General features: G+C 67.3%; 18 protein-coding genes and 1 pseudogene. All 19 read left to right on the top strand.

From position 1 onward, the window contains the following. The first annotated feature begins 43 nt into the window (after positions 1-43). The 19 genes and pseudogenes from fliD to AC1DC5_RS13690 all read left to right on the top strand — a co-directional run bounded on the left by fliD (position 44) and on the right by AC1DC5_RS13690 (position 15,073). On the top strand, positions 44-1,375 hold the full coding sequence (gene fliD / locus AC1DC5_RS13780) for a flagellar filament capping protein FliD (protein ID WP_476865515.1): 1,332 nt from the start codon (positions 44-46) through the stop codon (positions 1,373-1,375). Beyond that, on the top strand, positions 1,372-1,878 hold the full coding sequence (locus tag AC1DC5_RS13775) for a flagellar export chaperone FliS (protein ID WP_441404995.1): 507 nt from the start codon (positions 1,372-1,374) through the stop codon (positions 1,876-1,878). Before fliD ends, AC1DC5_RS13775 begins: the two co-directional genes overlap by 4 nt. Further along, complete coding sequence (locus tag AC1DC5_RS13770; protein WP_476865514.1) at positions 1,871-2,290, top strand: hypothetical protein; 420 nt, start codon at positions 1,871-1,873, stop codon at positions 2,288-2,290. Before AC1DC5_RS13775 ends, AC1DC5_RS13770 begins: the two co-directional genes overlap by 8 nt. Positions 2,291-2,459: 169 nt before the next feature. Further along, a complete protein-coding gene (locus AC1DC5_RS13765; protein WP_476865513.1) occupies positions 2,460-2,801 on the top strand; it encodes a flagellar basal body rod protein FlgB in 342 nt (113 codons plus the stop codon). Next, positions 2,801-3,193, top strand: coding sequence for a flagellar basal body rod protein FlgC (locus AC1DC5_RS13760; protein WP_346927724.1), 393 nt, complete (start codon positions 2,801-2,803; stop codon positions 3,191-3,193). Before AC1DC5_RS13765 ends, AC1DC5_RS13760 begins: the two co-directional genes overlap by 1 nt. Next, positions 3,193-3,498 (top strand): flagellar hook-basal body complex protein FliE, encoded by a 306-nt coding sequence (fliE, locus tag AC1DC5_RS13755; RefSeq protein ID WP_441404992.1) that lies wholly within the window; start codon positions 3,193-3,195, stop codon positions 3,496-3,498. Before AC1DC5_RS13760 ends, fliE begins: the two co-directional genes overlap by 1 nt. Further along, the gene (fliF, locus tag AC1DC5_RS13750) at positions 3,498-5,105 is read left to right on the top strand and encodes a flagellar basal-body MS-ring/collar protein FliF (RefSeq protein WP_476865512.1); all 1,608 of its coding nucleotides are present in this window, start codon (positions 3,498-3,500) and stop codon (positions 5,103-5,105) included. The genes fliE and fliF overlap by 1 nt, the downstream gene beginning before the upstream one ends. Then, complete coding sequence (gene fliG / locus AC1DC5_RS13745; protein WP_476865511.1) at positions 5,102-6,118, top strand: flagellar motor switch protein FliG; 1,017 nt, start codon at positions 5,102-5,104, stop codon at positions 6,116-6,118. The genes fliF and fliG overlap by 4 nt, the downstream gene beginning before the upstream one ends. Beyond that, positions 6,108-6,761, top strand: a complete 654-nt coding sequence (locus tag AC1DC5_RS13740) for a FliH/SctL family protein (RefSeq protein ID WP_476865510.1) — start codon at positions 6,108-6,110, stop codon at positions 6,759-6,761. The genes fliG and AC1DC5_RS13740 overlap by 11 nt, the downstream gene beginning before the upstream one ends. Beyond that, a complete protein-coding gene (locus AC1DC5_RS13735) occupies positions 6,758-8,086 on the top strand; it encodes a FliI/YscN family ATPase (protein WP_476865509.1) in 1,329 nt (442 codons plus the stop codon). Before AC1DC5_RS13740 ends, AC1DC5_RS13735 begins: the two co-directional genes overlap by 4 nt. Beyond that, positions 8,083-8,517: a flagellar FliJ family protein gene (locus tag AC1DC5_RS13730; protein ID WP_476865508.1), complete on the top strand. Its 435-nt coding sequence runs from the start codon at positions 8,083-8,085 to the stop codon at positions 8,515-8,517. The genes AC1DC5_RS13735 and AC1DC5_RS13730 overlap by 4 nt, the downstream gene beginning before the upstream one ends. Then, positions 8,514-9,191 carry a C40 family peptidase gene (locus tag AC1DC5_RS13725; RefSeq protein ID WP_476865507.1) on the top strand — a complete coding sequence of 226 codons (678 nt, stop codon included), beginning with the start codon at positions 8,514-8,516 and terminating at the stop codon, positions 9,189-9,191. Before AC1DC5_RS13730 ends, AC1DC5_RS13725 begins: the two co-directional genes overlap by 4 nt. Positions 9,192-10,255: 1,064 nt before the next feature. Continuing rightward, the gene (locus AC1DC5_RS13720) at positions 10,256-10,966 is read left to right on the top strand and encodes a flagellar hook-length control protein FliK (RefSeq protein WP_476865506.1); all 711 of its coding nucleotides are present in this window, start codon (positions 10,256-10,258) and stop codon (positions 10,964-10,966) included. A gap of 18 nt (positions 10,967-10,984) precedes the next feature. Beyond that, entirely contained in the window at positions 10,985-11,419 is a 435-nt protein-coding gene (locus AC1DC5_RS13715; RefSeq protein ID WP_441404985.1) for a flagellar hook assembly protein FlgD, read from the top strand. Positions 11,420-11,450: 31 nt separating this feature from the next. Further along, positions 11,451-12,632, top strand: coding sequence for a flagellar hook protein FlgE (locus tag AC1DC5_RS13710; RefSeq protein ID WP_476865505.1), 1,182 nt, complete (start codon positions 11,451-11,453; stop codon positions 12,630-12,632). 187 nt (positions 12,633-12,819) lie between these two features. Further along, complete coding sequence (locus tag AC1DC5_RS13705; protein ID WP_476865504.1) at positions 12,820-13,575, top strand: lysostaphin resistance A-like protein; 756 nt, start codon at positions 12,820-12,822, stop codon at positions 13,573-13,575. Between the two features lie 109 nt (positions 13,576-13,684). After that, positions 13,685-14,062 carry a zinc-ribbon domain-containing protein gene (locus AC1DC5_RS13700; RefSeq protein WP_476865503.1) on the top strand — a complete coding sequence of 126 codons (378 nt, stop codon included), beginning with the start codon at positions 13,685-13,687 and terminating at the stop codon, positions 14,060-14,062. Between the two features lie 12 nt (positions 14,063-14,074). Next, positions 14,075-14,683 (top strand): annotated as a pseudogene (locus AC1DC5_RS13695) (putative zinc-binding metallopeptidase); the annotation flags it as partial. Between the two features lie 102 nt (positions 14,684-14,785). After that, on the top strand, positions 14,786-15,073 hold the full coding sequence (locus AC1DC5_RS13690; protein WP_476865502.1) for a flagellar FlbD family protein: 288 nt from the start codon (positions 14,786-14,788) through the stop codon (positions 15,071-15,073). The last annotated feature ends 2 nt before the right edge of the window (positions 15,074-15,075 follow it).

The raw sequence follows: 15,075 nt of genomic DNA, 5'->3' as shown, positions 1-15,075 counted from the left end.
AACACCAAGCAACAACAGTCATGTGCGGCAATGAAAGGCAGCGATGGGAATCTCACTCGACGGACTAGCCAGTGGGCTCGACACCACTGCCCTCATCAGCTCCGTAATGCAGGTTGAGGCCATCCCGCAGACGCTGCTGAAGTACAAGTCCCAGGACCTCCAGTCCATGGTGTCCGCGCTGCAGGGACTCAACAGCAAGGTAGCCGCGCTCGCCACCCAGGCCACTTCCGCGGCCAAGCCTGGAGCCCTTGACCTCAACACCGCAACCACCAGCAGCGACAAAGTCACCGCCACCACCACGGCCGCCGCCAAAGCCGGTGCGCTCGACTTCCAGGTGACCAAGTTGGCGCAGACCCAGGTCACCGTTACACCCAAAGTGAACGCAGTGGTCGGCTGGCCCTACACCACCATGACCATCAACAGCGGTGGCCAGTCGTACACGATCGAGCCGCTCTCCAGCAACCTCGACGACGTCGTGAAGTCCGTCAACGCGGCCGGAGCCGGCGTTACCGCCAGCAAGGTAGCTGTCGGCGCTGGCGAGTACCGCCTGCAGTTCACAGCCACTAAGTCCGGCGAAGCCGGTGCCTTCACCATCAGCGATCCCGGCACGACGTTCACCGACGTCAAGGCGGCGCAGGACGCGGAGATCACGCTCTGGCCGAACTCAACCGTGACGCAGACCGTGAAATCGTCAACCAACACTTTCACGGATCTCCTCCCAGGCGTCTCAGTCACCGCCAAGGAAGTAAGCGCCACGCCCGTTACGCTCACCGTGGCCCGCGACGACGCCGGCATCACCAAGCTCGCCTCAGACCTCGTCTCCGGCGTCAACGGGATCTTCTCCTACGTTGCCGCCAGGACCGCCGTCACCAGCACCACTGGCACGAGCGGGACCTCCACCAAGGCTGGCATCTTCGCCAGCGACAGCGCCGTGCGCTCCGTGAACCAAAACATCCTCTCCGCCGCGTCCTTGCCGGTGGGCACCCCGCCGCGGTCGCCGTCGGAAATCGGGATCAGCATCACCAAGACCGGCACCATGGAATTTGACGAGAAGAAGTTCTCGGCCGCCCTCGCCGCCGATCCCGCAGGCACCGCAGCCAAGGTTCAGGAGATTGCCACGCGCGTCGCCGCGGCCGCGACTAATGCCTCAGACAAATACGACGGCACGCTGACCAAAAAAATCACTGGCCAGGAATCCGAAGTCCGTGACCTCGCGAACCGGATCAGCGACTGGGACACCAGACTTGAGTCCCGTAAAGCCACGCTGCAGCGTACCTATTCGGGCCTGGAAGTGGCCCTTAGCAACATGCAGGCCCAGCAGTCGTGGCTCACCGCCCAGCTCGGCGGCCTTTCTTCAGGAAGTAAATCGCAATGACCACCACGTCCTTCGGCAACGGCTACGGCGGCGCCGCCCAGCGCAACCAGTATCTCGCCGATTCCGTCCTCTCGGCCCCGCCGGCTCGCCTGCTCACCATGCTCTACGACCGCCTCATGCTGGACCTCGGCCGGGCGGAAAGCGCGCAGGAGTCTGCCAACTGGCCCGTCGCTTCGGAGAACCTCCTGCACGGCCAGGCCATCATCGCCGAACTTATCTCGTCGCTCAAGACGGACGCCTGGGACGGCGCCGACGGCCTCCTTGGCCTGTACAACTACGCCTTCACCGCCCTGGTCAACGCGAACATCCAGCGCGACCCGGCACTGACCCGCGAAGCCATCGAACTCCTGGAACCCTTGCGCCAGGCCTGGCACGAGGCGGCCGCCGCGATTCCGGCACCGGCCGGTGCCGCTGCATTCGCAGCCGCCCCCACGGGATTTTCCGCAGCGGGCGGATGGAACACCCAGCCAGGAACAGGTGGCGGGAGCCTCGGGTTTGGGTAACCAAACGGACGTGGAGACCGGCTTCGGGGGAGCCGGCATCCAGCTCTCCGAATCCACCCCGAGCACGCCCGCGGACACTGCCCTGGCGGCGTGGAATGCGATTCTGGACGTGCTTGAGATGGCCGTTGGCGCCGCAGAGCGCACCCTGAAGGACCCGCTCGGCCCGCTGTCCGCCGCACCCCAGTCCGTGGCGGCGCCCCTGCTGGAGACGCGTTGGCAGCCGCCGGCGCCTCCGGGGCCGTTGCCGGCCGAAGCCCGGCGCCGCGCAGTCGCGCTCTCGGCGGCCCAGGAGCGCGTCGCCAAGAGGCTCGAGGAGGCCCGGCTGGACGTCGCGAAGCAGCTGCAGGCGGTCGCTTCCGTTCCCGGCGTCGGCGGTCCCTCGGGTGCCGTCTACCTCGACGTGAACGGCTGACCGCACCCGGCCTCGCAGCCCGCCGAAACCACCCGGCAAAAAACCTGCAAAAATACTTTCACATTTTCTGCTAACGCGCGGCTGACCAGTGCCGATAACCACTGATAGAGCACGGATCGCTCGTTTACCGGCCACGGATCGGCCACCCCACCATCCCAGGCAGGACTCTGTGCTCGAATCCGTGACTTCCGCCGCCTTGGCCAGCGCCATGGACGGCCTCGCGCTGCGCCAGCGCGCCATCGCGAACAACATCGCGAACGTCAACACGCCGAACTACCGCGCGAAGCGCGTTAGCTTCGAGGCAGCCCTCGCGGACTCCGTGCGGTCCGGTGTCGGCAGCGTCGGGGCCACCACCGGCACCTCGCTTGAGCCCACCCAGTTGAACGGCAACAACGTCAACCTGGACACCGAGACTCTGTCCAACATCGACACCGTGCTGCGCTTCCAGTTCGCGGCCCGCGCCATCGGCGGGGAATTCAATGCAGTGCGCGCCGCGATGAGGACCAACTAATGACCTTCGACGCAATCGGCATCGCCGGCTCAGCCTTGACGGTTCACCGCAAATGGCTCGACGCCGTCTCGGACAACCTGGCCAACATGAACAACGCCTCCCGCACCAACGGACCAGCATTCCAGGCCAAGTACGTCGAGGCCGCCGAAGGCGCCGAGGGCAGCGGCGTCTACGTCAAGAGCACCCAGCTCGGCAACGGCGAAGGCCGGATTGTCTACCAGCCGGACCACCCCCTGGCCGACGCCGACGGCAACGTGAAGTACCCGGACATCGACATGGCCGAACAGATGGGCGCCCTCATCATCGCCCAGCGCGGCTACCAGGCAAACGCCCAGGTTGTGGACCGCGCCCGTGAAAGTTACTTGGCCGCCCTTGAGATTGGAAGATCCTGATGCCTGTTTCCCCAATCGCTCCCGTCCAGGGCGTTATGCCCACCGACTACATCTCCGGTGCGGGCGCCGCCACCGGCACTGACGGCTCCGCCTTTGGCGCGTCCCTCACCGGTGCCGTCGACAACCTCCAGCAGCTGCAGTCAACATCGAAAGAGCTCGCCATCTCCGCCGTCACCGGCAACCTGGACGACATCCACAACGCCACCCTTGCCTCCAGCCGGGCCCAGATCACGCTCGAGCTCGTCGCCGCCATGCGCAACAAGGGCGTTGACGCGTTCAACGAGATCATGAGGATGCAGGCCTGATGCCTCCGCAGATTACGGGCTTCTTCCAGCGCTTCGGCGCGGGCCTCAAGGGCTTCACCACCGGTCAGCGCACCGTCGCCGTGATCGGCGCCGCCCTGCTGGTAGTCGGCATCATCGCCCTCTCGGCCTGGCTGTCCAAGCCCGCCCTGACGCCGCTATTTTCTGGTCTCAAAGACACCGACGCCAACGGGATCGTGGAGCAGCTGCGTAAGGACAACGTGCCGTATGAGCTCAGTGACGGCGGCTCCACCATTCTGGTGCCGCAGGACAAGGTCTACGACGAGCGCCTCAAAGCCGCCGCCGCGGGCCTCCCCACGGCCGCAGCTACCGGCTACTCCCTGCTGGACAAGATGGGCGTCACCTCCTCCGAGTTCCAGCAGTCCGTCACCTACAAGCGGGCCCTCGAAGGGGAACTGGCGAGCACCATCTCCGCTATGGACGGCGTCAAGACCGCCGCCGTCCGCCTCGCGATTCCGGAAAAGACCGTCTTCGTCTCCAAGACCCCGGACACCACCGCCTCCGTCTTTGTGGAGACCGCCCCCGGCTCCACGCTCTCCGGCGATAAGGTCCAGGCGATCGTCCACCTGACCTCTGCCGCCATCGAAAACCTCAAGCCCGCCAACGTCTCTGTCGTCGACTCTCAGGGCAACGTCCTGTCCTCCGTCGGCGGCGGCGCCACGGGATCCGCGTCCAAGCAGGCCACTGACTACCAGCAGCGCACCTCCGACGCCGTGAAGGCCGTCATGGACCGCGTGGTTGGCCCGGGGAACTCCACCGTGGCCGTGGCCGCGGACGTCACCGGCGAATCCGCCCAGCAGAAAAGCGAAACCTTCACCAACGCCGAGGGCGCCCTTCCGCTCAGCGAGTCCTCCAAGACGGAGAAGTACACCGGCACCGGGGGAGGCGCCGCGGGCGTCCTCGGGCCGGACAACATTGCGGTTCCCGGCGGCACCAGCGGCAACGGCAACTTCGATTCGTCCACCGAAACCAAGAACAACGCCGTCAACAAGATCACCGAGGACCGGGTGATCCCGGCAGGCGCCGTCAAACGGCAGACCATCTCCGTCGCCGTCGACCAGGCCTCCGCCGGTGGACTCAACCTCGCTTCGCTGACCGCGCTCGTCACCGCCGCCGCCGGCGTCGACGCCACCCGCGGCGACGTCGTGACCGTTGAAGTCGTGCCGTTCAGCACCGCCGCCGCGGACCAGGCTGCCGCGTCCCTCGAGGCCGCCAAAGCCGACCTTGAAGCCCAGAAACAGTCTGCGTTCTTCGGCACCCTGGTCACGGCAGGCAGCATCCTGCTCGGTTTGCTGATCCTCGCCCTCGTCATCGCCATGGTGCTGCGCCGCCGGCAGAAGCGCGAACCGGTGGATCTTGGCGAACGCCTCGACCTGGAGATGATTCCGGTAATGCCAACCGTCACGGCACTGCCGCCGGCACCCGCGACGTCGGCCATCCCGCTCACCGCCCTGCCGCCGATGGTGCCGCCGCCCGCCCAGGTGGAGGCAGAGCGGCGCCGCTTCGAGATCGACAGTATGGTCGCCTCCAACCCGGAGAAAGCGGCCGACTACCTGCGCGGCCTCATGGATGACAGGCAACCGGTATGAAACTAGCCGATTCGACCCTCACCGGCACCCAGCGCGCCGCCGTCGTCCTCATGCAGATGAGCCCGGCCAACGCCGCCAAGGTGATGGCCCAGTTCAACGACACCGAGGCCGAGGACATCGCCGCGGAAATCGTCCGGCTCCGCAAAGTGGATCCTGATGTCGCCGAGCAGATCATGAAGGACTTCCACGAGGCTGCGATGTCCAGCCCGCGGCAGGCCCGCGGCGGCCGCGAGCTTGCCGAAGGCCTCCTCGAGGCATCCTTTGGCTCGGAAAAGGCCGCCGGCCTGCTCAACCGGCTCACCGTCAACATGGCCGGCAAGTCCTTTGAGTTCCTCGAAGACATAGAACCGGTCCAGATCCTTGCCCTGATCGACGGCGAGCTGCCGCAGACCATCGCCCTGGTCCTGGCCCACCTCAGCCCCCGAAAGGCCTCTGCCGTGATGTCCGGGCTGCCCGGCTCGCTGCGGGCCGACGTCGCCCTGAGCATCGCGACCATGGGTTCCGGTGCGCCGGAGGCAATCGGCATTGTGGCCGACACCCTCAAACTGCGCGGCGGCGCGGCTGTCTCACAGCAGGCGTCCAAGGTGGTGGGCGGCATCCAGCCGCTGCTGGAAATCATCAACCGGACCGACGCCGGCACGGAACGCTCCGTGCTGGACGGCCTGGACCTGCTGGATCCGGACCTCGCCGTGGAAATCCGCGCCCAGATGGTCACCTTCGACGACATAGTGAAACTGGAACGCCGCGACGTGCAGCTGGTCCTCCGCGGCCTCGACGCGTCCGTGCTGGCCGTGGCCATGAAGGGCGCCTCGGAGCCCGTCCTGGAGACCATCACCACCAACGTTTCCGGCCGCAACCTGGAGATCCTCGAATCCGAGATCGCCGCGCTGGGGCCGCTGCGCGCCTCCCAGATCGAAGAAGCCCGTGCCGCCGTGGTCCGGTCCATCCGCGAACTCGAGGCCGAAGGCCAGATCACCATCCAGCGCGGGGACGAAGAAGATTATGTCTACTGACGGGACCGCTACCGACAGCGCGCCGGCCCGGATCATCTTCCCCTCGCTGCGCGCCAGCGGGCCCGCCAGCGAACAGGCCGGCTACACCGAAGGCCACGCCGCGGGCTACGCGGCCGGCGTCCGGGCCGCCGCCAAGGAACAGCGCCGCTGGCGCGACCGCATGACGGCCGAGCAGGCCGCCACGCTGGCCTCCGGGCAGCAGGACCTCGACCGAGCGGTCCGCGCCCTGGCCGTGGCCCGGACGGACTTCGCGCACCGAAACGTCCAGGCCCTGCACGACGCCGAGGAGGTCCTCGCCCGCACGGCGCTGGAACTCGCCGAGGCCATCCTGGGCTACGAACTGGCTGAGGGAACCCGGACCGCCCGCGCCGCCCTGGACCGGGCCCTCTCCGGAAACGACGCCGCCACAGTGCTGGCCATCCGGCTGAACCCGGCTGACATCGAGGTCCTCGCCGAGGAAGGCCAGGACCTGCCGGCCGGCCTGCCGCTGCTCGCCGACCCGTCGCTCAACCGCGGCGACGCCAAGGTCGAATACCAGCAGGGCTGGCTCGACGCGAGCCTCGGCAACGCCCTGGCACGCGCCCGCGCGGCGCTGCTGGGCGACCAGGACCGGGCAGAGAATTCTTCGGGGGACCAGCGATGATCGCCGAGTGGCGGCCCAAGGGGGCCGACTACGCCTCGGCCCTGCGCGCCGCCGCCCCGCAGCGGGTCGGCGTCGTGACCTCCGTCATGGGCCTTGGCCTGGAAGTGTCAGGACTCGACTGTGCCCTGGGTGACCTGGTGACCGTGGGCTCGCACCCGGGACTCGACGCCGAGGTGGTGGCGGCCCTGGACAGCTCCGTGCGGTGCATGCCGCTGGGCCGGCTCGCCGGTGTCGCGGCGGGCGATCCCGTCCGGGCCAAGGGCAGTACCGTCCTGGTCCCCACCGGGCCAGGGCTCTTCGGCCGTGTCATTGACGGACTCGGCCGGCCTATTGACGGCAAGGGACCGCTCACCAGCGGCCCCCGCGTGCCGATCGACAACGAAGCGCCCAATGCCATGAAGCGCGCCCGCATCGACACTGCCCTGCAGACCGGGGTCCGTGTGCTGGACACGATGACCACGCTCGGCAAGGGCCAGCGCATGGGACTCTTCGCCGGTTCCGGCGTCGGGAAATCGTCCCTGCTGTCGATGATTGCCCGCGGCACGGACGCGGAGGTTTCGGTGATCGCCCTCGTGGGGGAGCGCGGCCGTGAAGTCCGCGAATTCCTCGAAGACGATCTCGGCCCTGCCGGCCTGGCCCGGTCCGTCGTCGTCGTCGCCACCTCCGACGAACCCGCCCTGATGCGCATGCGTGCAGCGTTCACCGCGACCCGCATCGCCGAATCCTTCCGCGACAACGGCCAGGACGTCGTCTTGATGATGGACTCCCTCACGCGCGTGGCGATGGCGCAGCGCGAGATAGGACTCTCCGCCGGCGAACCGCCCGCCACCCGCGGCTACCCGCCGTCGACTTTTTCCATCCTGGCCCGGCTGCTGGAACGCGCCGGCACCGCCGAGACCGGCTCCGTCACCGGCATTTACACCGTACTGGTGGACGGCGACGACCACAACGAACCGATCGCCGACGCGGCGCGCTCCATCCTGGACGGCCACGTGGTCCTGGACCGGAAGCTTGCCGTCACCGGGCACTTCCCCTCGGTGGACGTGCTCGGCTCGGTGTCCCGCGTCGCCACCAAGGTCAACGCCCGCCCGCACCTTGAAGCGGCGGCCACCTTGCGGCGCGTCCTCGCGGCCCGCAAGGCCGCGCAGGACCTGATCGACGTCGGCGCCTACCAGACGGGTACCAACCCGCTGGTGGACGCGGCCCTGAACCACGAGCAAGACGTCAGCGCCTTCCTGCAGCAGCCGATGGACGAATCCACGGCCCACCCCGAGTCCTGGCAGCGGCTCAACCACCTCACCTCGATCCTGGGAGCAGCAGCATGAACCGCCAATTCTCACTGGTAGGGCTCCTGCGCCTTCGCCAGATCCAGCAGGACCAGGCGGCCACCGGGCTGGCCAGCGCCCGGTCGCGCTCCAGCTCCGTGCGGTCCCGCGAAGCGTCAGCGCGCCGCAGCCTCGCCGACGGCAACGTGCCCATTTCCAGCTCCGCATCCCTGCGGGCCGTCGCCGCGGCCCGGTCCTCTTCCCACAGCATGCTCGCGGACCTGCAGAACCTCTCGCGGATCGCGGAGACCGAGGAGGCCACCGCCCGCGAGGAGTTCATCGCCGCCCGCACCCGTTCCGTCGGCCTGGAGAAACTGAAGGCCCGCCACGACGCAGAGGTCCACACGGCGGACCTGCGAGCCGAGCAATCCACTCTCGACGAGATCGCCTCCACCGTCTGGCACCGCGAAGAGCAGGAGGTGAGGTCATGAGCATGACCGAGGCAATCGGCCGGATGCAGGGCATCCAGTCGATGATCGCTGAACTGACACGCCCCGCATCCTCCGAGGCCAACGCCGCCGCGCTGAAGTCGGCGGCCGCAACCTCACTCGCTACCGGGACCGGCAGCGGAGACGCGGCGTCCTTCACCGAGGCGCTGACCGCCGCGCTGGGCGGAACCAACGGCACCGACATCTCCTCCCTCACCAACAGCCTGGGGCTCGGCGGAACGACGGCGATCGGCGCACTGAAGGGCCTCACCGCACCAGCGACCGTTCCCGCAGCCGGGGCGGCGACGGGCACCGACGTCGTGGCCATGGCCAAGAAGTACATCGGCGTCCCCTACGTCTGGGGCGGAACCAACCCGGCCACCGGCATGGACTGCTCCGGCTTTACGCAGAGGGTCTTCAAGGACCTCGGCATCGAGATTCCCCGTGTGGTGAGTGACCAGATGCGCCAGGGCACGCCGGTGGCGTCCCTGGCCGAGGCCAAGCCCGGTGACCTGCTGGTGAGCTTCGGCGGGGACCACATCTCCATTTATCTGGGCAACGGCAAAGCCATCGACGCGCCGGTCCCCGGCAAGACCATCCAGATCCGCGACGCCTGGGAGCAGCACTCCAACCTGACCTCCATCCGGCGCATTGTCCCGGCAGGGACGGCGTCATGAAAGGCATGGATTTGGCCTCCTCCCTGGCCGCGCCGGTCCAGGGCCGCGTCCAGGACGGCGCCCGCGGACAAGCGTCCGTCGGGAGCAAGGACACGGCGGCGTTCGCGGCGGTGCTCGACGACGTTCAGGGCTCAGCGGACTCAACGCATGGTCCAACCCCCGACGCCGGCAGTGAGGTAGCCGATGACGCGCAGAACAACACTTCGTCCGGCGCCTTGGACCAGCAGCCCGGCGGGGGAGCCGACGGCGGGGCCGCCACTGTGCAGGATCCTTCCAACGCCGCCAACGTAGCGTCGCTTTCGGGTACCTCCTACACGGCGGCTGTTACTCAACTGCCCTCCGATGGCCAGGCCGGTCTGGCGAATACGCTGCCCGCCTCGGGTGTGCCTGCCGCTTCGGCCGTTCCCGCTATGGGTATTTCCGGTGTTCCGGGCACCGGCAGCCGGGAACAGGCCGGGACGGCCGTCGCCGACTCAGTGACAGTGACGCCGGGGCAGCGGCCCGGACTCGATCCCCGGTTTACGTCAGTCGCAGGACCGCAGCCTGGAACCGTACCGCCTGGAACCGTACCGCCTGGAACAGCTCAGCCAACCGCACTGGCGGGGGCGCCGGGCGAACAGATCGCCGGCATCCGCCCCAGCCAGGCACTTCGCGCTGCGGCTGGACCCGCGGCGGTTCCCGGCACCGGCGCGATAGTGACGACTGGCAAGGTGACAACAGCTTCCTTGGCGGCCCAGCAACCTGCCGGCGCGCAGGACCAGGCCCTGGCGCCGTCCAATGCCGTCACCGTAACGCTTCCAATGCCTCCCGGGGGTCCCGGCACGACCGCCCCGGCCGGTGCGCCTCAGGAATCCTGGCCGGTGCAAACAGTTTCCGCAGCCACAACAGCCACAGCAGCCACAGCGGCCACAGCGGCCACAGCGGTGACTGGGGCGCCCGCAGCCCCTGCGGAAACTAAAACGGTTGCGGTAACCCCGTCCGTTGGGAAACCAGTACCACCAGCCGTTCCTGCAACGCCCGCTGCACTGCCGCCGGCAACAGCAGGCCAAGCCAATGTGCCCGCCGTGGCCGCCGGCACCGCCTCCGGTTTCCCGGGCACGGCGCCCGCCGAAGGCAGCACGTCCGGTGCCTCCCGCATTGAAACGGCACCCGCGGCCGCATCAGCTTCCGCGCCCGCCACGGCTCCCGCCGATGCGCTCGTCACGGCCGGAAGCGCAGCAGCCGCAACCCCGGTCAGCCAGCCGCCGTCGTCAACCGCTTCCGCGCCGCAACCCGCGGCCCCAGCGGCGCCCCAGCCGGGCGCCACGCTCCAGCCGCAGTTGGCTAAGCCGCTCTTCACGCTCGCCGGAGCCCCGCAGGGGCAGCACATCATGACGCTGCAGGTCACCCCCGAAGACCTCGGCCCGATGACGGTCAGGGCGCACATTGATGCCGCAGGCGTCAGGATCGAACTCTTCGCCCCGGGCGACGCCGGACGCGAGGCCATCCGCGGGGTCCTGCCGGAACTCCGCAAGGAACTCGCCGATGCGGGCTTCGGTGCCAGCCTCGACGTCTCCGAACACACCGGGCCGGGCAACACAGCCCGGGACGGCACCAGCCAGGACGGAACCAGCCAAGGCGGCGCCGGGCGGGACTCCGGCTCCGGACCGGGCAACCGCAACGGACCTGGCGAACAACGGCCGGGCCACCGCTGGGAAGCCCTGGCCGATGGCGCGGCCCTGCGCGACGCCAGGATACTGAACGGCCCACAGACCACCCTCGACATTCTTGTCTGACACGAAGGAAAGCGACTCATGACGATTCAGCCCATCGCCTCCCAGCCCATCGGGGCCGCGGGGGAGACCGCCCAGGCTGCTGCCGTGCGGGCACCCGTGCAGACCATGGATTCGGAGGTCTTTATGTCCCTCCTGGTGGCTCAGCTCAAGAACCAGAACCCGAGCGCGCCCATGGACACCAACCAGATGATGAGCCAGACCATCCAGCTCTCCATGATGGAGAAGATGCAGGAACTGACAACCAACAGCAAGGAAGGGTTCTCCCTGCAGATGCGCCAGGCCGCCGCCCAGCTGGTCGGCCAGTCCGTCGACTACACACTGGGCGACGGCACCACAGGCACCGGAATCGCCAGTTCCGTGTCCTACTCCGGGGCAGTTCCCACCGTCAAGGTCGGCGAACTCTCCATCCCCCTAGACTCCATCACCGGGCTCACCGCACCGGCCGCTTCCTGACCAGTTTTCCACCCGTAGAAAGGCAGTTCCCATGCTCCGCTCGCTGTATTCCGGAATCTCCGGCCTCCGCGCCCACCAGACCATGCTGGACGTCACCGGCAACAACATTGCCAACGTCAACACGGCTGGGTTCAAGGCTTCTTCCACCCAGTTCCAGGACACGCTCTCCCAGATGACCCAGGGCGCCTCCGCGCCGCAGGGCGAGACCGGCGGCAGCAACCCCGCCCAGATCGGCCTCGGCGTCCGCGTCGCCGGCGTCAGCACCAACTTCGCCCAGGGCTCCTCGCAGAGCACCGGCCGCGCCACTGACCTGATGATCTCAGGCGACGGCTTCTTCGTCACCAGCAAGGGCGGCCAGCAGCTCTTCACCCGCGCGGGCGCCTTCAGCCCCGACGCCGCCGGCCAGCTGGTCAGCCCCGACGGCGGCATCCTGCAGGGCTGGGCGGCAGACGTCAACGGTGTGGTCAACACCGGCGGCGCGGTCAATGGCATCACGCTGAACTCGAACACCCTGGTTCCGGCCAAGGCAACGTCTTCGGTTACGCTGGACGGCAACCTGCCCAGCGACGCCGTTGTCGCTCCGCCCACCACGCTTCAGCGCGTTGTCAAGGTCTACGACGCTGCCGGTGCCGAGCGGAACATCACTGTCGATTTCACCAAGACTGCCACCGGCTGGGGCGTTTCAGCCAAAGACGGCGCGGCCACCTCCAACATCACGCTCACCCAGGGTACGGGCGGCACGCTGACCCCGAGCGGTCCCTTGGCGGTCAACGGAGTCGACGTAGATCTCACCTCGGCGTCGGGATTCGCCGGGATGACTTCCCTCGCCGTCAGCGGCCAGAACGGCTCCGCTGCCGGCAAGCTGCAGTCCTACACCATCGGGAACGACGGATCCGTGATCGGTTCCTTCAGCAACGGCGTCAAGCAGGTCCTCGCCAAGATCGCGCTGGCCAACTTCACCAACCCCGCGGGCTTGGAGAAGGCTGGCGGCTCCTCGTACGTCGCCACCGCCAACGCCGGCGGCGTGCAGCTCGGCGGAGCAGGCGACGCCGGCATCGGCAGCCTCGCCGCCGGCTCGCTGGAAATGTCCAACGTGGACCTCTCCCAGGAATTCACCAACCTGATCGTCGCGCAGCGCGGCTTCCAGGCCAACGCCCGCATCATCACCACCTCGGACGAGGTGCTGCAGGAGCTCGGCAACCTCAAGCGCTAAATAATCGGAAACCCCGGTCGTCTCCCGCTGATGGCGTCCACTCCCTGCCCAGCCTGGCGGAAGTGGGCGCCATCGTCGCGATCATCGCCCAGCACCACGCAACGCCGACCACGAAGACGCTGCAGACACGAGGCGCGGATATCTCGCCTATCAGCGGGCCTGCGCTCGCTCGCCATACACTCACGGCATGACCACCCTTTCTGTCCGGCCACGGTTCCGCTCGCTTGTGCCGCTGAATCTCCGCACTGGCATCCTGCTGCTTGTCCTTTTCGGGCTGGCGCGCGTGGCCCTCGTTCTGCAGGCGAACGTGACTGGCAGCTATCAGGCTGTCAGCGTCGTTTTTGTGGCGATGATTGCGCTGCCGTGGATACTTCTGACCAAGGAAGGGCGCCAGCGCGTCGGCCTGGTCCGGCCAACGCGGCGACGCTGGATCGTGCCGGCCGCGATAGCCGGTGTTGCAATGGCGCTCGCAGTCCATTACACGGCTGCCGCTGTGTGGGGACACAGCATGTCCAATCCGTTCGCATACATCGCACTTTCGTATTCAAACGTGCCGGCGTCGCCCTCCGAGGACGGCCGCTTGATCTACTTCATCATCTTTGCCGTCGTCGGGATGCTCTTCAGCCCGATAGGTGAAGAGGTGCTGTACCGCGGAGTGGCCCACGAGAGTTTCGCCGCGCAACTCGGTGACCGGCGGGCAGCCCTCATCGACGCGGCAGCGTTTGCAGTAACCCATCTGGCGCACTTTGGGGTGGTGTTTGTGGCCGGCTCCTGGGCGTTCCTGCCACTCCCGGCGCTGTTCTGGGTGGCTGCGATGTTCGCGGCGTCCCTGGCGTTCTACGGCTTCCGGAAGCTCACGGGATCATTGGCCGGGGCAGTAGTTGCTCATGCCGGGTTTAACCTCGCCATGAACTGGATCATCTTTTACGCGATCATGCCCTAACGACGACCGAGCCACCGCGGAACCGCCGGAGGAGACGGATCCGTCTGCTCAGGCTTGTGCAGCGGCGCGCGGCGGGTGCTGCGGCATCCGTCGCGGGTAGGATCGTGAGGTGAAAAAACAATCCTGCAGTGCCTGCGACTCGGCCGTGTTCTTTGAAAACTCAGTCTGCCTGCACTGCGGAACGAACCTCGGCTACGTGCGGGAGCTCCGCGCGATCGTCGCAGTGGACGGGCAGGGGCGGCACAAGGACTCCTCCGGCACCGAACGGTACATCTGCACGAACCTGATGCTCTCCGGGTGCACCTGGCTTGCCCCGAAAAGCGGCGGCCAGTGCTTCAGCTGTGACCTCACGCGGACACGCCCGAACGACAAAGACGCCAAGGGCCTTTCCCAGTTCATTGTGGCGGAGCGGGCCAAGCGTCAGCTCATCGCCGAGCTGGACGGGCTTGGCCTGCCGATCGTCACCCGCGCGGAAGACCCCAACTAGGGCCTCGCTTTCGACCTGCTGTCCAGTGCCAACGAGAACGTGGTCATCGGACATGCCTCCGGGATCATCACCATTGACCTCGCCGAGAGCGACGACGCTTACCGCGAAAGAATGCGCGCCCGGCTCGATGAGCCGTACCGGACGATGCTCGGGCATTTCCGGCACGAGGTGGGCCATTATTTTGAGGACGCGCTGGTTTTCAGCGATGACGAGCGGACCCGCGCGGCACGGGATCTCTTCGGCGACGACACCAAGGATTATCAGGCAGAGATTGACCGCCACTACTCCAAGGGCGCCCCGGCGGACTGGGAGCAGCACTACATCTCCCGGTACGCAACAATGCACCCGTACGAGGACTTTGCCGAGTCCTTTGCCCACTATCTGCACATCAGCGACACCATCGAAACCGCCCGGGAATTCGGCCTGGTATCGAAGACGTCGGAGACCTCGTCTTTCCGCGCCCTAGTGGAAACCGAATGGCTGCCGCTCTCGATCGCACTGAACCAGGTCAACCGGAGCATGGGGAAAGACGATTTGTACCCCTTCGTCCTCCCAGGCGCGGTGATCGACAAGCTCGAGTTCGTCCACGCCCTCCGCACTTCAGCGAAGGCCTCCGCCTAACGAACCGGCCGCCTCTGCCGACAGTAGGAGGAGAACACCCTTCCCTTGCTGAACCACGCTGAGCGGAACACGCTGAGCAGAAAAACAGAGCAGAATCGGCCCATGATCGTCGTTACACGCCTCAACGGAACGCGCTTCGCGGTCAATCCGGACCTGATCGAGCGTATCCACGAGAGCCCGGACACCCATCTGGTGACCCTGGACGGCGCCGCCTATGTGGTGCTGGAAAGCCTCGCGGAAGTGGTCGAACTTATTGCCGACTACCGGGCGTACGTCCTGAGTAAGGCGAGGGACTTTCCCGCCGTGACGGGATACCCGCTGAGCCTCGTGCCGCCGTCGGACCCCGCGGACGATGGCCGCCGCCCCGCACCTGAGCCACCAAGAAAGTAATC

The sequence above is a fragment of the Arthrobacter sp. 10L424 genome, assembly GCF_056395325.1.
Note: the sequence above shows the minus strand (reverse complement) of the source record. Positions and strands in the feature narration are given on the sequence as shown.

Coding starts and splice junctions, on each gene's coding strand:
- fliD (WP_476865515.1), top strand. CDS start 44: ATGGGAATCTCACTCGACGGACTAGCCAGTGGGCTCGACACCACTGCC.
- AC1DC5_RS13775 (WP_441404995.1), top strand. CDS start 1,372: ATGACCACCACGTCCTTCGGCAACGGCTACGGCGGCGCCGCCCAGCGC.
- AC1DC5_RS13760 (WP_346927724.1), top strand. CDS start 2,801: ATGACCTTCGACGCAATCGGCATCGCCGGCTCAGCCTTGACGGTTCAC.
- fliE (WP_441404992.1), top strand. CDS start 3,193: ATGCCTGTTTCCCCAATCGCTCCCGTCCAGGGCGTTATGCCCACCGAC.
- fliF (WP_476865512.1), top strand. CDS start 3,498: ATGCCTCCGCAGATTACGGGCTTCTTCCAGCGCTTCGGCGCGGGCCTC.
- fliG (WP_476865511.1), top strand. CDS start 5,102: ATGAAACTAGCCGATTCGACCCTCACCGGCACCCAGCGCGCCGCCGTC.
- AC1DC5_RS13740 (WP_476865510.1), top strand. CDS start 6,108: ATGTCTACTGACGGGACCGCTACCGACAGCGCGCCGGCCCGGATCATC.
- AC1DC5_RS13735 (WP_476865509.1), top strand. CDS start 6,758: ATGATCGCCGAGTGGCGGCCCAAGGGGGCCGACTACGCCTCGGCCCTG.
- AC1DC5_RS13730 (WP_476865508.1), top strand. CDS start 8,083: ATGAACCGCCAATTCTCACTGGTAGGGCTCCTGCGCCTTCGCCAGATC.
- AC1DC5_RS13725 (WP_476865507.1), top strand. CDS start 8,514: ATGAGCATGACCGAGGCAATCGGCCGGATGCAGGGCATCCAGTCGATG.
- AC1DC5_RS13715 (WP_441404985.1), top strand. CDS start 10,985: ATGACGATTCAGCCCATCGCCTCCCAGCCCATCGGGGCCGCGGGGGAG.
- AC1DC5_RS13710 (WP_476865505.1), top strand. CDS start 11,451: ATGCTCCGCTCGCTGTATTCCGGAATCTCCGGCCTCCGCGCCCACCAG.
- AC1DC5_RS13705 (WP_476865504.1), top strand. CDS start 12,820: ATGACCACCCTTTCTGTCCGGCCACGGTTCCGCTCGCTTGTGCCGCTG.
- AC1DC5_RS13690 (WP_476865502.1), top strand. CDS start 14,786: ATGATCGTCGTTACACGCCTCAACGGAACGCGCTTCGCGGTCAATCCG.